We start from the raw sequence: 18,184 nt of genomic DNA, 5'->3' as shown, positions 1-18,184 counted from the left end.
TTTTTATATTTATAGGAGGTGGCAATATGTCTGAAATTATCGTACAGAACTTATTATCCCCAGTCGTCTTGTTTTTTGTATTAGGCATCTTGGCAGCTCTATTTAAATCTGATTTAACTTTTCCAAAAGGATTAAGTGAAGGTTTAAGTATTTACCTATTAATTGCCATCGGGATCAAAGGAGGAATTGAGCTCTCCAACTATCCGCTTGATGCTGTCATCGGTCCAATATTCGGCGTATTATTTTTAGGGATAACCATTCCTTTCATTTCTTTGATCATTACACGGTTCATGAAGATGGACTTAAAAAACTCTATTAGTCTAGCTGCCACGTATGGGTCAACGAGTATTGTCAGTTATGGTGCAGCTGTTTCAATTCTTGAAGCAAATGGCACTAATTATGAAGGGTTTATGAATGCGATGGTTGTCCTTATCGAAAGTCCGGCTATATTAGTCTCTTTACTACTATTTAACATTTTACAAAGAATGCAAGAAGAACCAGCACTTGCTAAACAAAGTGTTGGCATTGTCCCTTCCATAACGAAGATGATTGATTTAGAAGTCATTAGGGAAACGATTTTCGGAAAGAGCATTGTGCTATTATTAGGAAGTTTAATCATCGGCTTAGCCGTAGGAGACAACGGATTGCCGATGATCGAACCACTTTTTATCGATTTATATGACAGTGTTTTAATTCTCTTCATTTTGTACATGGGATTAATCGTTGGGCAACGTTTGCCTGAAGTAAAACAACACGGTATCAAATTACTCCTTTATGGATTATTAACACCGCTTCTGTTCGGAAGCTTAGGTGTTCTGACTGGCGATTTCGTTGGCTTATCCACTGGAGGCGCTACATTGATGGGTGTTCTTGCAGGGGGCGCTTCTTATATCGCTGCACCAGCAGCATTAAAAACATCTGTACCCGATGCCAATCCGTCCATCTACTTAGGACTTGCTTTAGGGGTCACTTTCCCTTTCAACCTTGTCATTGGCATCCCTGTTTACTACGAAATTGCAAAATGGATACAATAGGAGGTTCTTTAAATGGCAAACACCAATAATAGCGTGAATTCAAAGATTTTAATTATTACTAACTTAAGCGAGGACGCACAATCTCTGTTTCCTCGTTTGACAAATAAAAAACGCGAACAGTTTTTGATTACTAATCACCTGACAAACACAATATTAGATCCTTACGGCAATGTGTTGAAAGATGTGATGATGGCTATTTACGAGGAAGATATCCAAGAAATTTATTTGATTTGTGAAAAGCACAATAGAAAGGGAACGTTGTCAAAAGAGAAACTTCTTTCTTCATTAGAAGAATTGGACATTGCTCCAAAAGATCAAGAAGGATGTATTGATTGGCTTACCAAACCTAAGCAAACAGAAACGACAATCCAGGAAAATATCAATGTCATTCAACAACACCCACTTATGCCAGCTTCCGTCTCAGTTTATGGTTTTGCTATTCATACGGAAACTGGTGACTATGAAGCCATTGAGACGAACAGTTAATCAACAAACAGATAAGCGAGTAGCACACGATCAAAAACACCACGGCCTGAGGCCATGGTGTTTTTGCATATTTTCAATTAGGACTTTTGGAATTGTTCAGATTCTGTAGAACCTGTTAGTGCTAATGTTGAGGATGCACCGCCAGAGATTACTTGTGATACTTCATCGAAGTAACCTGTTCCAACTTCACGTTGGTGACGAGTTGCAGTATAACCGTCTTTTTCAGATGCAAACTCAGCTTGTTGTAGTTTTGAGTAAGCAGTCATGCCGTTATCTTTATAGTCGGCAGCCAATTCAAACATGCTGTGGTTAAGCGCATGGAAACCAGCAAGCGTGATGAACTGGAATTTATAACCCATTTTACCTAGCTCACGTTGGAATTCTGCAATCGTTGCATCATCCAACTTCGCCTTCCAGTTAAATGAAGGTGAACAGTTGTAAGCAAGCATTTTTCCTGGATATTTCTCATGAATCGCATCAGCAAAGCGCTTAGCTTCTTCAAGGTTTGGTTCACTTGTCTCACACCAGATAAGGTCTGCGTATGGCGCGTAAGCGAGACCACGAGCAATCGCTTGATCTAAGCCAGCTTTTGTACGATAGAAACCTTCTTCAGTACGTTCACCAGTTAAGAATGGTGCGTCGTATGGATCAACATCGCTTGTTAATAGGTCAGCAGCGTTTGCATCTGTACGTGCAATGATCACTGTTGGTACACCGGAAACATCTGCAGCCAGGCGAGCGGAAATTAAGTTTTGAACCGCTGTTTGTGTCGGCTGTAATACTTTACCACCAAGGTGACCACATTTCTTTTCAGAAGCTAACTGGTCTTCTAAGTGTACACCAGCTGCACCTGCTTCGATCATAGATTTGGCTAGTTCAAATACGTTCAGTGTACCACCGAAACCAGCTTCCATATCTGCAACGATCGGTGCGAACCAGTGCGTATCGCCTTCACCTTCTGCATGTTGAATTTGGTCAGCACGTTGGAACGTTTGGTTAATTCGCTTTACAACTTGCGGAACACTGTTTGCTGGATATAAACTTTGGTCTGGATACATTTCACCAGCTAAGTTCGCATCAGCAGCAACTTGCCAACCACTTAAGTAAATTGCTTGCAAGCCAGCTTTTACTTGTTGCATCGCTTGGTTACCTGTTAGGGCACCTAGAGCTGCTACATAATCCTCATCATGCATTAATCTCCAAAGACGCTCAGATCCCATTTTCGCTAATGTATGTTCAATTTCTACTGAACCTCGTAATTTCGCAACGTCTTCAGCGCTATAAGGACGCTCTACACCATTCCAACGATCAGACTTCCATTCTTGTTCTAACTGACGCATTTGCTCTTCACGAGTAGCCATAATAAAATCTCTCCTTTTGTTTTAATACAATAGTTTTGTTATATAACAATAATGCCGTAGAGATTAATCAATATCAGCACAGCATTGTATTGCCGACTTTTCATCTTCATAAGTCATTCCACATGCGCGACAAATTGGGCCTAGCTCTTTTTCTTCAGCTGGTGTACGTAGCACGATAACATTGTTCGCCTCTTTTGCGCTTACATTCAATTGGTCCCCTCTATCACAAGTTACCTCGAGTACAGTATCATCATAGATGAACATCGTCGCGTCCAACTCATCCTTACCTTTCCCTTGATGAAGCTGCTCCTGCACCCATTGCTCTGCTAACTCTTCAGCTCTGACATTCATTTATGAGACACCCCTTTTTTTTATATTTTATGAGTATTAAATATTCGCCTTCGCTTTCGATTTATGCTCTTGGCGTTTTTCATGCAACACTGGTTCTGTATATCCATTTGGTTGCTCTTTACCTTTCAATACGAGATCCAATGCAGCTTGGAAACCTGTTGAGTTTTCAAAATCATCAGACATAGATGTGTAGTTCGGGTCATCTGCATTTTGTTTATCGACGACTCGCGCCATTTTCTTCATCGTCGTGATCACTTCGTCTTCTGTGCAAATGCCGTGATACAACCAGTTGGCCATATGTTGACTTGATATTCTAAGCGTTGCACGGTCTTCCATTAACCCGATATCTTGTAAGTTAGGTACTTTTGAACAACCAACACCGTGTTCAACCCAACGGACCACATAACCGAGAATACTTTGTGCATTCGTCTCTAACTCTTCTTGAATCTCCTTTTGCGACCAGCTTGGATTTGCTTCCACAGGGATGTCAAGAAGTTCGTCAAAGCGGCTCTCTAGCTCATTTCTTAAATGATGTTGCACACTATCTACATTGATATTGTGGTAATGAAGCGCATGTAATGTTGCCGCTGTTGGTGATGGAACCCAAGCAGTATTTCCGCCTGCTGTTAATTGCGATTCTTTGTTATCGATCATCGCCTTCATTTCATCAGGCATCGGCCACATTCCCTTACCAATTTGACCAACATCACCTAAGCGCGTCGCTAAACCGTACGTAACATTGGAATCTTCATATGCATTAAGCCAAGCTGACGTCTTCATTTCCCCTTTGCGAATCATTGGACCAGCGTAAAAGGATGTATGAATCTCATCACCTGTGCGGTCTAAGAATCCTGTATTAATGAAGAAAATACGTTCTTTCACCGCTCGGATGGCATTTTTCAAGTTAAGTGATGTGCGTCGCTCCTCATCCATGACACCCATTTTTAATGTGTTAGGCGACATGCCGAGCATTTTCTCAACCTCTGCAAAGAGACGGTTAGCAAATGCAACTTCTTTTGATCCATGCATTTTCGGTTTAACGATATAGATGGACCCTTTTCGAGAATTGCGGTACTTGCCGTTACCTAATAGGTCGTGTTTCGCAATCAAACTTGAAACGAGTGTATCTACGATTCCTTCAGGCATTTCCTGACCGGACTCATCTAGGACAAGGTCAGTTGTCATGAGGTGACCAACATTTCGAACGAGCATTAACGAGCGACCTTGTAGCTCAAACGACTCACCTTTCGGACTCACATACTGGCGATCCGGATTTAGCGTTCTTTCGATTGTTTTATCACCTTTTGAAACCTTTGTTGATAACGTTCCTTTCATCAATCCGATCCAGTGGCGATAAACGTCTACTTTATCTTCTGCATCAACAGCTGTTACTGAGTCTTCAAAATCAATGATCGTTGACACTGCAGCTTCGACTTCAATGTCTTTGACACCCGCTTTATCACTTTTCCCGATCGGATGGTCACGATCAATTTGAATATCGACGTGTAAGTTTTGATGCTTTAATAAGATCGATGTAGGCTCACTAGGTTTTCCTTGATACCCAGCAAATGATCCTGGGTGACGAAGAGGTGTTTCTGTGCCATCTGAAGTCGTTGCGATTAATTGCCCTTCCTCGTCAATGCGGTAGCTCGTCACTTGTTCGTGACTTGCACGTTCAAGTGGTGCAATAGAATCTACGAATTGTTTTGAGCGCGCAATGACTTTCTCTCCTCGCACTGGGTTATACGATGTTCCTTTTGTTGCTCCATCTGTTTCATCAATAACATCCGTTCCATACAAAGCATCGTATAAACTTCCCCACCGCGCATTTGCGGCATTAAGCGCATAGCGAGCATTGTTTGCTGGAACGACGAGTTGAGGACCCGCTTGAACAGCAATTTCATCATCTAGTCGCGTCGTCTCTACATGGAAATCGGACTGCTCCGGCTCGAGATAGCCGATCTCTTTTAAAAACGAACGATAAGCCTCTCGTTCCCCAATTCCTTCGTTCTGTTGATGCCATTCATCCATTTTCTGCTGTATTTCTTCACGCTGTTTCAACAGCGAACGGTTTTCTGGGGTTAATTCAGTTAATATTCTCTCAAATCCATCCCAATATTGTTGCTTATCGACATCAGTACCTGGTAACACTTCTTGTTCTATTAATCTGTGTAAACCTTCCGCTACCTGCAACTTTCCAATTTTGATATACTGGCTCATCTCTCTCCTCCTTCGCCGTTTTCAATGTTTCATTGTGTTATAACAGTGATTTGATTTAATACTTATTATAATACAAATGTTAAATAATGCAACCCTCATTTTGGAATTTTTCGAATATTTTATCATTAAAAAATTCCTCTGTTATGATATAGATTGATGTGACGGGCATGGGATTGGTAAAAAACTTTTGTGATTTTTGTTTCGGATATTTTTTGTTGTAAAACAGGTGTTGTTATACAGAAGCTACCCAGTCCAACATACGCTGTTACTCCTGTTTGTATGAACAGAAATTTAACATTAACATAACAGCGTTTACATTCTGTTTATAACAGTATAAACAACCATTATAAAAATGACAAGTTTTTCCTATCACTACCTGTAGGTATATTGAAAGATTGTAAAAAAGGAATTGAGCTGTTTATGAACAAAGGAGTCAGTGACATGTCCCCAGCCAATTTCACTTCCGAAAAGTTAGATAATGTCAGTCAAAAATTAGAGATTTGCTGATGAACGATATATGTTACAAAAAGGCTGTTTTCTAAAAGATTTAGTTTGCACTCGGATACGCCACAGGGGGACATTGGTGTTTTGGACCTCAGGTGAATATCGCTCCGGACATACTGTCCTCTGAAAACAAAACGAAACAGTGAACGTGACCGCATTTAGCTAACCTAGCGTCGCACCTTTCGCTTCTCCAAGTTCATCAGAAACAACAAAGTATACGAAAAGATCCTACAAAAAAGACGATCCAAAGTCGTTTATGAATAACCCCACGGTACGACACCGTGGGGTTGGGGTTTCATAGGTATATGAGAGGTAGAGTGAAAGGGTAGTTTCATGAGGAAATTTATTCCGTTTTGTGCATAGAAGCTTGATTTTTGTGCATGGCACCTCAGTTTTTGTGCATAAATCCCGACTTTTGTGCATGGACCCTCAATCAACCTTTCACCGTTTTCTTCGCAAATACCGTCGACGTCATTTCACTCGGTGTTACCATCACCGGCCACCAAAACGGACAGCCCATCCAGCCTTGTTCCTTCTCACCATTTTCCCGCAGCAAAATCAGTGCTGGCACTGTCTTCGCCAACTTCCGCGCAACGCGAAGCTCACTGTTATTCCCGCGCGGCGTGTCCGGTGCATCTTCAAAACGACCATCTGCGCCTAAACGCTTAATGTTCCGCTTCGTACGCACAACAAGCCACACGTATCTAGGCGCCGCAGCTCCTTCTAACTGCGACACGTAATCAAGCACCGCTTCATATTCTTCCAAATCCCACGCCGTCCTTCTTCCATCACGAGCGTCGAATGAATCAATGCAAGCACCTTCTTCGCGTCCTCCACCCGCACCAAATAACTTCCCGCGCCGTCATGCTTTTTCACCGCAGCCCCCGCCAGCGCCTTCACCTGCGCGTCAATCTGTTTCACCGTCTTCTCGATGTGCGTCTTGTATCCCGTCTGAAAACCAACCGGCAACAACCGCTTCCCTGGTTTTAACATCACCATGTCTGAGAGCAACAGCTTATTTGGGCTACAAGGCACGATCTCCTCATGACTCTGCTCAATAAACACGACGCCTTGATCTTGTCCGCCTTTTTCAATCGCCCGCCGCAACTCGCGGTCAAACTCATGCATCGTCCGCATCGCCTCATAAATCTTCTGCGTCGTGTAAAAACGCGTCACCGCCACATCCTCCAAGGGCCGCGCCCCATACATTCGCGAATGCTGCAGCACCGTATCTTGCTGGAACCGCTTCGGATTCCTTCCATAATAGAACCCAATCAAATTACGAATCGTCACACCCCGGTCCAAAATTTGCCCACCGATAAAAATGTTCAACGGTCCACGCAACTGAAGCTGTCCCGTCTGATCAAGCATCTCATCAACATCCCGCTCCGAATTCACAACCGACGTAATCACATACTCCTCTAAGAGAGCCTCGCGCACATCTGAAACGACTTCATCCACACCCGGCTGCGGCAAATCAAGCGTCGACATCGACCGCCACATATCCCAATACGCATCCTTCACTAACGCAGAAAAACGCGCACCATCTTCAAGCGCAAGGTGACGCAACGCAGCTTCCATCGTCTCCACGACATATCCTTGCCACTCATGCGCCGCTTTCCCCCGCTCCGTGTGAATGATAAACGAATACTTCTCCCGTTTCTCCCCGAGACGCACCGCCTGCCACCTGCGCCAACAAGCCCCAACGAGAAAATTGACAAACGCCGTTCGCAACCCTTCAACCGACCCACTCGTCAGGACAGTATCCGCCTTCACACGCCGCCGATCCTGCTTCTTCAGCGCCTCCAACTCACGCTCCTTCACCTCATGAAACAAATAACGCGCCATATGCCCCTCTTCCAGAGACGCCTCAAAATACATCTCACCACCAACATACTTATCATGAATCGGCACCAACACCGTAAACGCCGGCCGAATCGGCGCAAACCACTTATGCTCATGAATCACCATATCATCCGGTTGCAAATATAATGAGTAAGGCGTCGCCGTTACTTGCAAATAGGCAGAAGAAGACAAGCTTTTGCGCAACCAATCGATTTGGCTGGCAATTTTGCGCATCTCAACAAGGTTCGACTCACGCTGATGCTCGTAGGCCACACTAGCAAAATCAGCTTCGTCGTCGATAAACAAGACCCGTCTTTCCTGCAACTGTGGGTATGTTTCACTGAGGGCCTCCTGTAGCCGCTCCATGTTTCGTGCTTCTTTTTTCACGACGAAGGCGAGCTTTTGCGACAGCTCGTACTTTTTTAAGTTTCCCGGAAGAGCCATAATATCGAAAACGCGTAACTGATCGTTCTCAATCGGCTCTTGAAACTCAGAAGACAAGCGCTCATAGGTTTGTTTCGCTAACGCATTCGAGTTTTTTGTGAGCACGATCGTCACATCGAAGTCGTTGTCAAAGGCGAGGCCTATGATGCCGATAAACGCGCGTGTTTTTCCGGACTGGATTTTCCCGAGGAGCATCCCTGGTTTGTTCGTCGACGTTTGTTCGGTCATGAGTTTCTCTACGGTTTGTTCCATACAATGAGTGAGTTCCTCGCTGTAGGCGTTGTTCGTTTTCAAATATTGATAGAGTGAGTTTTCTGTTGAAATCATGATGCACACCTTCAATCTCGTTGTTCTGGTGAGTCTATTTTATCATTTGAAAGCCTTTGCGGTGGTTTGATTGAAAATTTCGTTAATATCTGTAGGGTATGACTATGTGATGTATATCACAGCACGGAAATCGGTATCGTGCTTTTATTAGAATATGAAGACGATCATGATCACGCTTTATGGGGGTTGAATTTATGGCGAAAATAACAGAATGGAACCCAGAAGATGAACAGTTTTGGGCGTCCAAAGGTAAAAAAATTGCGAATAAAAATCTATATCTCTCGGTTTATGCATTAATATTAGCTTTTATTATTTGGCAGCTTTGGTCTGTTGTTGCGGTAAGATTAAATGATGTTGGATTTGATTTTACGAGTGGACAGCTATTCACGTTAGCGGCTCTTCCTGGTTTAACTGGGGCTACTTTCCGTTTGGTTTATACGTTTCTCCCTGGGATGATGGGTGGTAAGAAAACAACGTTACTGACGACGGGGGTCCTGTTAATTCCGGCTATCGGAATCGGATTTGCGGTGCAAAATCCAGAAACGAGCTTTATGACGATGGCCATTTTGGCCGCCTTTTGTGGTTTAGGTGGCGGTAATTTAGCTTCCTCAACATCTGCTTTGAATCCTTTTTATCCGAAGAAAGCAAAAGGGACAGCGAACGGGATCAATGTTGGGATTGGAAACTTAGGTGTAAGTGTTGTTCAATTTTTAACGCCGATCGTGATTGGATTCGGATTTTTCGGTGTCATGACAGGTGGAGGGCAAGTGCTGCCTGATGGTTCGGAAATCTATATCCAGAACGCTGCGTTTATTTGGGTTATTCCGATCGTTTTATCCTTTGTTCTAACGTTATTTTTCATGGATGAATTACCGAATACAAAACAGAGTGTCAAAAGCCAATTGTCTGTTCTAAAACTTAAGCATACTTGGATTATGGCATGGTTATATATCATGTGTTTCGGTTCATTCATCGGCTTCGGTGCAGCATTTCCACTAATTATCGATAGTGAATTTTCCGCTGTTGATGGTGTGCAATATGCATTTTTAGGACCATTAATCGGTGCTGCGTTAAGACCTGCCGGTGGATGGTTGTCTGATAAAGTAGGGAGCGGAGCGAGTGTTACATTTTGGACGATTATAGGGATGGTATTATCAACGTTAGGGATTTTATATTTCTTGAACGCTGAGAACTTTATTGGTTTCTTACTATTGTTTATTCTGCTATTTGCAGGGACTGGGATCGCAAATGGGTCAACGTTCAGAATGGTTCCGTTTATTTTTGAAGAAAAACAATCAGCACCTGTTATGGGATTAATCGCCGCATTTGCAGCCTATGGTGCTTATTTCATCCCTGAAATTTTTGGTACTTCGATTGATGCAACAGGAAGTGCGAATATCGCTCTTTATATTTTTGTCGTATATTATTTAGTTAGTTTATTTGTATGTTGGTTCTGGTATTCTCGAAAAAATTCAGGTTTTGACTGTTAAAAAAGGGCTTAGGCCTTTTTTTAACGCATTGGTCATCCGTATGCGATCGATGCTTATAAAACTTATTAAACTGATAATTTTCCTATTGATTTTTCTATTAAATTCGACTATTTTATATTTAGACATTGTGAATAGTCGAGCTTGAAGATTTAAGGTGGTGAGATGAAAATGAAACTAAAGTATGTTGTCGTTGCCGGTGTGTTTTTGGCTGGTATCCTTATCTCTTTATCCGTTTTGAACGACACGAACACTACGTCTGAAGACGTGGGAACGGAAGATATTAAGCAGCTTGTCGATGACTACACTGAAGGAAATATTCCTGATGAAGTCGCCTCGATCACCTCCCATGAGCTGATCGCAACGGACAGTGATGATAATGAAACGATTTATGAGTTACCAGAGGACGAATTTTTCGTTTCTATCGCGCCATATGTCGACCAAACCCACCCTTGAAGCATTCATAACCTGACAGGTTGTCAGGGAGAGTTGGCAAACGAAGATTTTGACGTGCTCGTTGAAGACATGGAAGGAAACGTGATCGTCGACGAAACGATCAATTCTGAAGCCAATGGTTTTATTGACCTTTGGTTACCACGAGATGAAACATTCCTTACAACGTTTTCCTATGACGGCAAAACCGTAGAAAAAGAGATTTCTACGTTCGAAGGAGACGACACTTGCATTACGACAATGCAGTTGACGTAAAAAAACAGGCTGTTGAGATGACTTTCTCGACAGCCTGTTTTTATTTGGAAATGATTGCTTATGCGTTGTTAAAGAGTTTAGTGCTTCGGACATGTGTTCCGTTATTTTCATAAATTGAGGGATTTTAGAGGGGCTCACGGACATCTGTTCCGTTATTCGCTGAAAAACCCCCGATTTTCACCACTTCAACGCCTAATAACGGAATGTATGTCCGCACCACCCCGAAAAATCCACTTTTTGTCACAAATAACGGATCTCATGTCCGTGTGCTGTTTGATGGAGATGGTAAATTATTCCGTTTTACGCAAAGAGGGGCGATTTTTACGCAAAGCACCCAAAATTTTACGCATACAACAGCAAAATTTACGCAAAGCGCCCCGAATTTTACGCAAACGACAGCACCACAACCAAAACCAAAACCAAAACCAAAACCGCCCCACCCTTAAACTCACGACTCAAACTGTTCCATCATCTCATCCAACGCGTCAACAGACACTTCTCCATCCAAGACGGACAACCTTGAGCGCACCGCCAATTCGAGTTCCTGAAGGAGTCCTTCTTTCAAATCCTCTTCCGCTTGATTCCAAGCTCGACGATACACGGATACGAATGCCTCAATTAACGAAGACACGTAGCGTTGTGCCAAAACTTCAATGTCTCCCTCAAGCTCTTCGGTCAGTGCTTTACGGCCGTCTTGCTCAAAAAATTGCTTCGCGTTTTTGAAGTGGCGGAACGTTTTTTCCAATGCAGCACGCTCGTCGGTGCCTACTTCTAACGCTGGCAAATCAGGCATCTCCACGTCAAGCTCGGCAATGTAGTCACCGCTCAAGTGAATCGCGGCGCGTTTGGTTTCGTGGTGCCAGCTATCGACGGCGCGCGCCTGCAGTCCGCGTAGCACATTTTCTAAACGTAAGGCGGTCGCTTTCGCTTCGTCTTTCAACTGCGCCCCCAAACGGTAAAGCAGTTCATCAAGGCAAAATGACAATTGTTCCTTATGGTCCTGCCCCTTCGTAAACACAGACGGGTGGAAAACGTCGCTTACATGTTCGCGATAGGAGAAGTCCCAACGCTGCTTCACGTAGTGGAAGAGCGAATGAACCTCTTTTTCCACCTCGCTCACATAAGCCGGGTACGACGTCTCGTTGATCTCAGCCTCCCACTCCTTCTGTTTCGCTAACAGCTCCTCTTTTTTCCGCTCACGAGCTTCCGTCGACTCGCTCAACTCCGCTTTCATATCAGCAAGCAACTGATAGCCACGCTCTAAATCACTATCCGCCGATTCAAGCAGCAGCTGCACCAATTCCTCACCTATAAACCCGGCAAACGCCTCCTGGAACTGGGCAAACCCAGCATCCGCTTCACCACGAAGCGCCTTCAAACTCGACACCGAGAACATGCGCGGATCTTGAATCCCCGACTTCCGTAAACTATCCCCGACATGACGCTCCACTTGCTCAAGCTCATTCGCATCCGACGCCAAGTCACTGGCATTAATCAAGAAAAACATCTTATCCATCGCAAACTGATCCTTCACACGCCCAAGCTGATCGAGAAACTGACTGTCCGCCCGACTGAACGCATGATTGTAATACGTCAAATACACGATCACATCAGAATTTTTAATAAAATCAAACGTCACATCTGTGTGGCGCGCATAAATCGAATCCGCCCCAGGCGTATCGATAAACTCCAAACCTTGACGCGTCTGCGGCGAATCATGATAAAACGCCACCTCCTGCACAAAACAAGCCTTCTGCTCCTCGGCCACATACGCCTCGTAATCTTCCTGACCAACCGACAGCGTCTCACCAAGCTGCTCCTGAATATCCTTCCACCCCTTCTCACACGCCTGCAAAAACGAAAAATACGGCTTCAGAGAACTTTGGATGTGCTGCGGGTTGAGCTTTTTAATTTGACGTAAAGTTTTGCTTACATCTCCGTGATCATCAAGGTGCAAGCGTTCTGCGGAAATACCGATTTCCTCTTCAATTCGTTCGCGCGTTTTAAATTGAATTTGCGCCGTACGCGTAGGATGGTCTTCCGTTGCCGGCAAAATATAATTGATCGCCGCCGTCGTCGGGTTCGGTGACACCGGCAATAATTTTTCACCTAAGAGCGCATTGGCAAACGACGATTTCCCTGCACTAAATGCACCAAACAAACTGATACGAAAACGCTGATTTTCAAAGCGGGCTGCTTTTTGTTCAAATTCATCAGCCACTGTCGCAAGCGATGGAACTTTCCTTAGCTGCTCAGCGGCACGTTTATAACGGTTCGCTGCACGCTCTAGCACTTGCGTATCAAAGGAAACAGGGCTTGCCGAGTCTGAATCTCCACTTGGCGCAGAAGGTGCAGATGCGGATGTCGTTTCTTGTTGTTTTGACTCTGGTGCCTCTTCTGGAAGGTACCACTTGAAGCTGAGTGACTTCTTCGGCACTTCTTCTTGAAACGCATTTTTCGTAAACGATTCATAAAGTTGCTCGATCTGCGCATCGATTTGTTGATCCCACATCGTTAGCTCGTCTTGTAAGTTTTCAATCTTCTCATAGGATTCCACGCGCGCTTTGAGTGGCTCGTAAGTTTCTGTATGCTGTTTTTCAAGCTGCGCTTTCACTTGCGCGGATAGTTCTTTGATTTTATCGATGTAAAGTTTTTCGATCCGTTCGCGCAATTCGTCCTTATATGCGTGAATATAGTTACGCGGGTCGACCTGTTGTTTAATCGTATCTGTCAGCCAAGCCTCAGGAACATCAAGTGACCAATCCATTAATGCTTGCTTAACCAATTGATCTTCCAAATGAAAGGATTCCGCTTGTTTCTGCAAAATGTCTTTGATTTTCCAATCGATATTTGCTTGTACGTTTTTGACGAGTTCTTCGTAGAAGGCTTGTTGGCGTTTGGCGCGTTCTTCGTTTGTTTTCTTTTTGCTAAATAGGAAGCCGACTTTGAAGTCTTCTTGGTAGCTTTCGATGAGTGAGCGTGCGAGTTCAGTTGTTGTATAGGGCATGATGTGGGCTTTGCGCATCGTTTTTCGTGATTGTTGGACGACTTCGTCTTGGAACCGTTCGGGTGCTCGTTTTGAGTTTTTGTACTTTTGCAAAAACTCTGGGTCTTCGTCGTATTCGACTTCTGTTTTGATCGCGTCAATTAACGTTTGTTGTTGTTCGCGTTTTTGTTGTTCTTGGCCGCGCAAGAATTCTGCGTGTTCTTGGAGGACGCTTTGGACCGCGTGCGAAAGGTGCTGCTGGATGAGTGTTTGTTTGTTGGCTTTTACTTCTTTGAGTGTGTTTCTGAGTTCGGCCAATTGGTTCACGCGTTCTGATGCGCCTTTCAGTGCTGTACAGAAGATGCCGTCAATGGCGATTCCCCACTCTTGTAAGCCTTCTTGGACGCGGTCGAGGAATGCTTGCAGCGACAGTTCGTTTGGGTTATGTTTATCCATTTGATTGATGACGAGAAAAACGACTTTGCCGTCTTCTTTCAATTCTTTCATAAACGCAAAGTTGTGTTCAGACTGAACGTGGTGATAGTCAGCGACGAATAGGACGACATCGGCTAAGTGCAAAGCGGCTTGCGTTGATGCTTGGTGGCGCGGGTCGGTCGAGTCAATACCTGGTGTATCCAATAGTTGCACGCCGTCTTCTAAGAGTGCGTGCTGATGGTCGATATCAACTTGGCGCACTTCATCGCCGTCGCGGCAGTATTGTTGCAAGTTCTCGATCTCGTCGATGGATAGTGTTTTTGTCGGGTCGTTGGCAAAGTGCACGCGCGCTTCTGGTTCGCCGTGTTGGACTTGAACGACATTGGCACTCGTCGGAATCGGGCTTGATGGCAGCAATGGCTCCTCCATGATCGCGTTAATGAGCGTCGATTTCCCTGCCGAGAACAAGCCGCAAAACCCAATATGTAGCGTTTGCTCTTGTGATTTTCGGGCGACTTCGGCGATTTTTTGCGCCGTGTCATCGTCACCTGCTTGTGCTAGTTGTTGGATGATCGATGTTAATGGCTGTTGTAAATCTGTATTCGTTCTCTCCTTCGTGACGGTATTCATGTATGAAAACCCCTTCTTATAGATTCGAGTTTTGTTTATATACACTATGGAAATGAAACGATTTCATATAATATGATTATATCTTTTTTTGTGAAACACTCAAACCATTTGCACAATTTTTATAGTAAAAATGTGCGAGGGGGGTGGTGGCGGCGAGGTGGTTCGGGGGACCATTTCATGTTTTATGAGTGAAAATGGACGGTTTATGAGTCGAATCGGTGCATTTATGAGTGAGTTAGGTCTATAGCCCCCCGACAGGTTCGCTCGTCATCATATTACCATTTTGCCGCATTACAACTATCTTCAGTTATCATTTATAATGTTATTAGAAACTTCGTAAACTAAAAAGATCAAGTGCTCCTAACACTTGGTCAAAAAAGTAACCACCTTACTCCATGATCGTGGGAGGGGCGGTTACTTTTTTCTGGTTTCATTGACGATTACGACAACAAATGCGAGTACATTGATTAGAACTCTTAACGCTACTGTTATAAAGACAGTACTCCTATCGGACAAGTGACGCGCTATTTCAGTTAAACTTCATGATAGAGGTCGCGAACTGGCAACACCTCATGACCTCACCAAACTCTTTCAGAGAAACACTCAAAATCTTATTAATGAATCTTTACCTCTTTCAATACTTCATCTTCAATATCTAATTTCGAATCTGGAACAATAACGCTTCCTGCTAATTCTTTCTTATCTTCTATAACTTTATTGACAATTTCTTCCACGGTTAAACTACCATTGAACTGTTGCGACCCTTTAACAATAGGATAATATACAGTTACTCCTTTTCCTTGTCCAATTCGATGCACACGGTCAGTTGCTTGGTTTTCTACCGCTGGATTCCACCAACGCGTGTAATGAATAACGTGATTTGCTGAAGTTATTGTTAATCCAGTACCTGCTGCTTTAGGTGATAGAATCATTACATCAAAGCCACATTTATGATTAAAATCATTAATATGCTCCTGTCTTTTATTAGTCCCTCCATTAATAATCATTGGATTAACATTAAGTTCTTTAGCGATATGCTCTTTCAAGATTACCTGCATTTGACGATACTCTGTAAAAATGAGTGCTTTTTCTCCTATCTTTTTTACCCCTTTTAAAATATTTAAAGTTTCCGCCAATTTCGGCACTTTTTTCGGAGGTAAGGATTGTAGTTGGCTCTTAGTCAAAGCTGGATGCGAGGAAATTTTTTTTAGTTCTCCAATTGCTTCTAAACCATTAATATCCTTGTTTTGAGCTTTTATCACAACATCTTCATACAACTTTTTTTGTTCTGGTCCGAATAAAACTTCATGTATTTGATTCGTCTTTTGTGGGATTTGGTCCCCTAATTCATCATCCTTAGTTCTTCGTTTGTATACCGATGCAATTCTTTGCGTAAGATGATTTTCAAATCCACTTACATCTTGGCGCCCGCTCTCATAAGGAGTGATAAATTGATCTTTGAATTCTTTTAAGCTACCAAGTAAACCTGGCTGAACATAATCCATTATTGACCATAACTCACTCAGACTATTTTCAACAGGAGTTCCCGTTAAGGCTAAACGAAAATGTGTCTTTAATGCTTTAATTACTTTTGATGAGGATGTTGTAGGGTTCTTTATAGCCTGTGCTTCATCACATATTGTTGCCATCCAATTGATTTGTCCTAAAACTAATTGATCTCTTACTAATGTTTGATATGTTGTGATAACAATATCATAATTCTTGATTGATTGAGGTGCTGTATGACGAGACGATCCTTGATGAATATAAATTGAATTACCCAACTCAGGAGCAAATGTTGAAATTTCATTTTTCCAATTTTGCACCAAAGTCTTGGGAACAATTATTAATGTTGGAGTTAGTTTGTTCATTTGACGTAAGTAAGTTAAAAAAGCAATCACTTGAACCGTCTTTCCAAGGCCCATATCATCAGCAAGTAATCCTCCTAATTTTTTATAATTTAAAGACTTCATCCACACAAATCCTTCAATTTGAAAGGGTTTTAAAGATGCTTTAAACCCATCCGGGGGATGAGTATCCAAAACCCCTTTATCCTTCATATCTTGCTTCACCTGAAGAATTGGTTGGTTATACTCTAAACGATCGATATTTTCAAAGATCTCTAAGACATAAGGAAGGTTATGGTGAGAGACTTCATGATGATTCAGTTTGTCTTCATTTAAATCTTCAACAGCTTGCTGAAACTGACTTATATCATCTGGAACCTGTATCCATTGTCCTTCCTTTTGAATAAATTCTTCTCCTTCATTCGATGCATGCACCATGTCATCTATGATATCCAAGTCTAGGCGATCGATAACTTCACCTTCATCATCGGTACTTTGTACACCAACATCAATATCAAACCAACCTCGTTCATTCTCATTAGCATGAACATAAGGTTGCGCTCGATATACTTTAATTCCTAGCTCTTTCACCCGCTCACCAAAGTTGTCTAAATTCAAATCTGCGATGTTTGGAATAAATGCTTCAGGGTTATTAATACATTTTGGAATATCTGATCCCTTTATTGGCTCAACCTCTTGCAATGATTTTGCGTTATCTTGTACTTTCTGGTCAAGGAAAATTTTCTCATCACCTTGGCCTTGATAATACATTAATTGTCTTGATGACATTTCATCAATAACCTGGGGGTCTATATCATCCGTAGATGAGTATCGAGGTATTAGTTCAATTTGGTCATTTTGATACGTTACATCCACATCCAAACCATCAATCAACAAGTACTCTTGTTTCTCAAGGTATTTATCCATTGGTATATTTAATTTTCGTGCTTGATTTCGAACTTTAGCAATGTATTCAAAAATCTTTGTTTCATCCATTGGAGAAGGAGCATTTTGAATCTGTTGTTCAAATTCATAAAGCTCTGAACTCATTAAAAATTCTTCACCATTTGGAAGAATGATAAGAGGACCTACACAATCAGCTGTACGTTCTACATGCTTCCAGTTATTAACCCCCTTTTCCAATAAGATTTTGAACTTAGTAGAACCAACAAAATAATCGTGTGATAACATCGCATCAACGTGTGTTACATGCTTAGGTAGTCCTAAAATTGCTCTCATTTCTTCTGTCATCTCGTATAAATATCGATATTCCAATCGATACTCGCCATTTGCCTCTTCTAGAAAGTTGTCATACCACAACTCTTCAAGCATTTCTAATTGCGCCAAATGTTCTTGTGCCCTAATTTCTCGAATTGTCAATTGAAGTGGTAATGTTACTGATTCTTGTGTGCCTTCTTGAATCATACGAAACGCAAGGTAATCCGTTCGTCGTTCAACTGAAAGTTGAATAGACTTTCGATTCTTCTTAAAATTAGTTAGAATCCCCAAGGTATCCCCT

11 protein-coding genes are annotated in these 18,184 nt (G+C 42.7%); 4 read left to right on the top strand and 7 right to left on the bottom strand.

Going from position 1 to position 18,184, the window contains the following annotated elements; all coding sequences use genetic code 11:
* Positions 1–26: 26 nt before the first annotated feature.
* A complete protein-coding gene (locus HNQ41_RS07690; protein ID WP_184663835.1) occupies positions 27–1,034 on the top strand; it encodes a sodium-dependent bicarbonate transport family permease in 1,008 nt (335 codons plus the stop codon).
* Positions 1,035–1,046: 12 nt separating this feature from the next.
* Complete coding sequence (locus HNQ41_RS07685) at positions 1,047–1,520, top strand: carbonic anhydrase (protein ID WP_184663834.1); 474 nt, start codon at positions 1,047–1,049, stop codon at positions 1,518–1,520.
* A gap of 77 nt (positions 1,521–1,597) precedes the next feature.
* Here HNQ41_RS07685 and aceA read toward each other — a convergent pair whose 3' ends face one another.
* The 5 genes from aceA to HNQ41_RS07665 form a co-directional block, all read right to left on the bottom strand.
* Positions 1,598–2,881 (bottom strand): isocitrate lyase, encoded by a 1,284-nt coding sequence (aceA, locus tag HNQ41_RS07680; RefSeq protein WP_184663833.1) that lies wholly within the window; start codon positions 2,879–2,881, stop codon positions 1,598–1,600.
* A gap of 63 nt (positions 2,882–2,944) precedes the next feature.
* Positions 2,945–3,232, bottom strand: coding sequence for a hypothetical protein (locus HNQ41_RS07675; protein ID WP_184663832.1), 288 nt, complete (start codon positions 3,230–3,232; stop codon positions 2,945–2,947).
* A gap of 36 nt (positions 3,233–3,268) precedes the next feature.
* Positions 3,269–5,452: a malate synthase G gene (locus HNQ41_RS07670; protein WP_184663831.1), complete on the bottom strand. Its 2,184-nt coding sequence runs from the start codon at positions 5,450–5,452 to the stop codon at positions 3,269–3,271.
* Between the two features lie 937 nt (positions 5,453–6,389).
* Positions 6,390–6,704 (bottom strand): hypothetical protein, encoded by a 315-nt coding sequence (locus HNQ41_RS16650; protein WP_246421540.1) that lies wholly within the window; start codon positions 6,702–6,704, stop codon positions 6,390–6,392.
* Entirely contained in the window at positions 6,680–8,572 is a 1,893-nt protein-coding gene (locus tag HNQ41_RS07665) for a Z1 domain-containing protein (protein ID WP_246421539.1), read from the bottom strand. The genes HNQ41_RS16650 and HNQ41_RS07665 overlap by 25 nt, the downstream gene beginning before the upstream one ends.
* 194 nt (positions 8,573–8,766) lie before the next feature.
* Between HNQ41_RS07665 and HNQ41_RS07660 the strand changes: the two genes are divergently transcribed.
* Entirely contained in the window at positions 8,767–10,062 is a 1,296-nt protein-coding gene (locus HNQ41_RS07660; protein WP_184663830.1) for an MFS transporter, read from the top strand.
* Positions 10,063–10,224: 162 nt separating this feature from the next.
* A complete protein-coding gene (locus HNQ41_RS07655; protein WP_425506975.1) occupies positions 10,225–10,767 on the top strand; it encodes a CueP family metal-binding protein in 543 nt (180 codons plus the stop codon).
* Between the two features lie 448 nt (positions 10,768–11,215).
* Here the strand turns inward: HNQ41_RS07655 and HNQ41_RS07650 are convergent, their stop codons facing one another.
* Both HNQ41_RS07650 and HNQ41_RS07645 read right to left on the bottom strand, forming a co-directional pair.
* Positions 11,216–14,818 carry a dynamin family protein gene (locus tag HNQ41_RS07650; protein ID WP_184663828.1) on the bottom strand — a complete coding sequence of 1,201 codons (3,603 nt, stop codon included), beginning with the start codon at positions 14,816–14,818 and terminating at the stop codon, positions 11,216–11,218.
* Between the two features lie 614 nt (positions 14,819–15,432).
* A complete protein-coding gene (locus HNQ41_RS07645) occupies positions 15,433–18,174 on the bottom strand; it encodes a DEAD/DEAH box helicase (RefSeq protein ID WP_184663827.1) in 2,742 nt (913 codons plus the stop codon).
* Positions 18,175–18,184 lie beyond the last annotated feature (10 nt).

Origin of the sequence: Texcoconibacillus texcoconensis (genome assembly GCF_014202575.1) — a bacterium.
Lineage (GTDB): Bacteria > Bacillota > Bacilli > Bacillales > Salisediminibacteriaceae > Texcoconibacillus > Texcoconibacillus texcoconensis.
This window is presented reverse-complemented; position numbering and strand designations above follow the sequence as displayed.

What these genes read in the sequence shown, in the direction of transcription:
- HNQ41_RS07685 (WP_184663834.1), top strand. Translation starts at nt 1,047, where the DNA reads ATGGCAAACACCAATAATAGCGTGAATTCAAAGATTTTAATTATTACT.
- HNQ41_RS07690 (WP_184663835.1), top strand. Translation starts at nt 27, where the DNA reads ATGTCTGAAATTATCGTACAGAACTTATTATCCCCAGTCGTCTTGTTT.
- aceA (WP_184663833.1), bottom strand. Translation starts at nt 2,881, where the DNA reads ATGGCTACTCGTGAAGAGCAAATGCGTCAGTTAGAACAAGAATGGAAG.
- HNQ41_RS07650 (WP_184663828.1), bottom strand. Translation starts at nt 14,818, where the DNA reads ATGAATACCGTCACGAAGGAGAGAACGAATACAGATTTACAACAGCCA.
- HNQ41_RS07675 (WP_184663832.1), bottom strand. Translation starts at nt 3,232, where the DNA reads ATGAATGTCAGAGCTGAAGAGTTAGCAGAGCAATGGGTGCAGGAGCAG.
- HNQ41_RS07670 (WP_184663831.1), bottom strand. Translation starts at nt 5,452, where the DNA reads ATGAGCCAGTATATCAAAATTGGAAAGTTGCAGGTAGCGGAAGGTTTA.
- HNQ41_RS07665 (WP_246421539.1), bottom strand. Translation starts at nt 8,572, where the DNA reads ATGATTTCAACAGAAAACTCACTCTATCAATATTTGAAAACGAACAAC.
- HNQ41_RS07660 (WP_184663830.1), top strand. Translation starts at nt 8,767, where the DNA reads ATGGCGAAAATAACAGAATGGAACCCAGAAGATGAACAGTTTTGGGCG.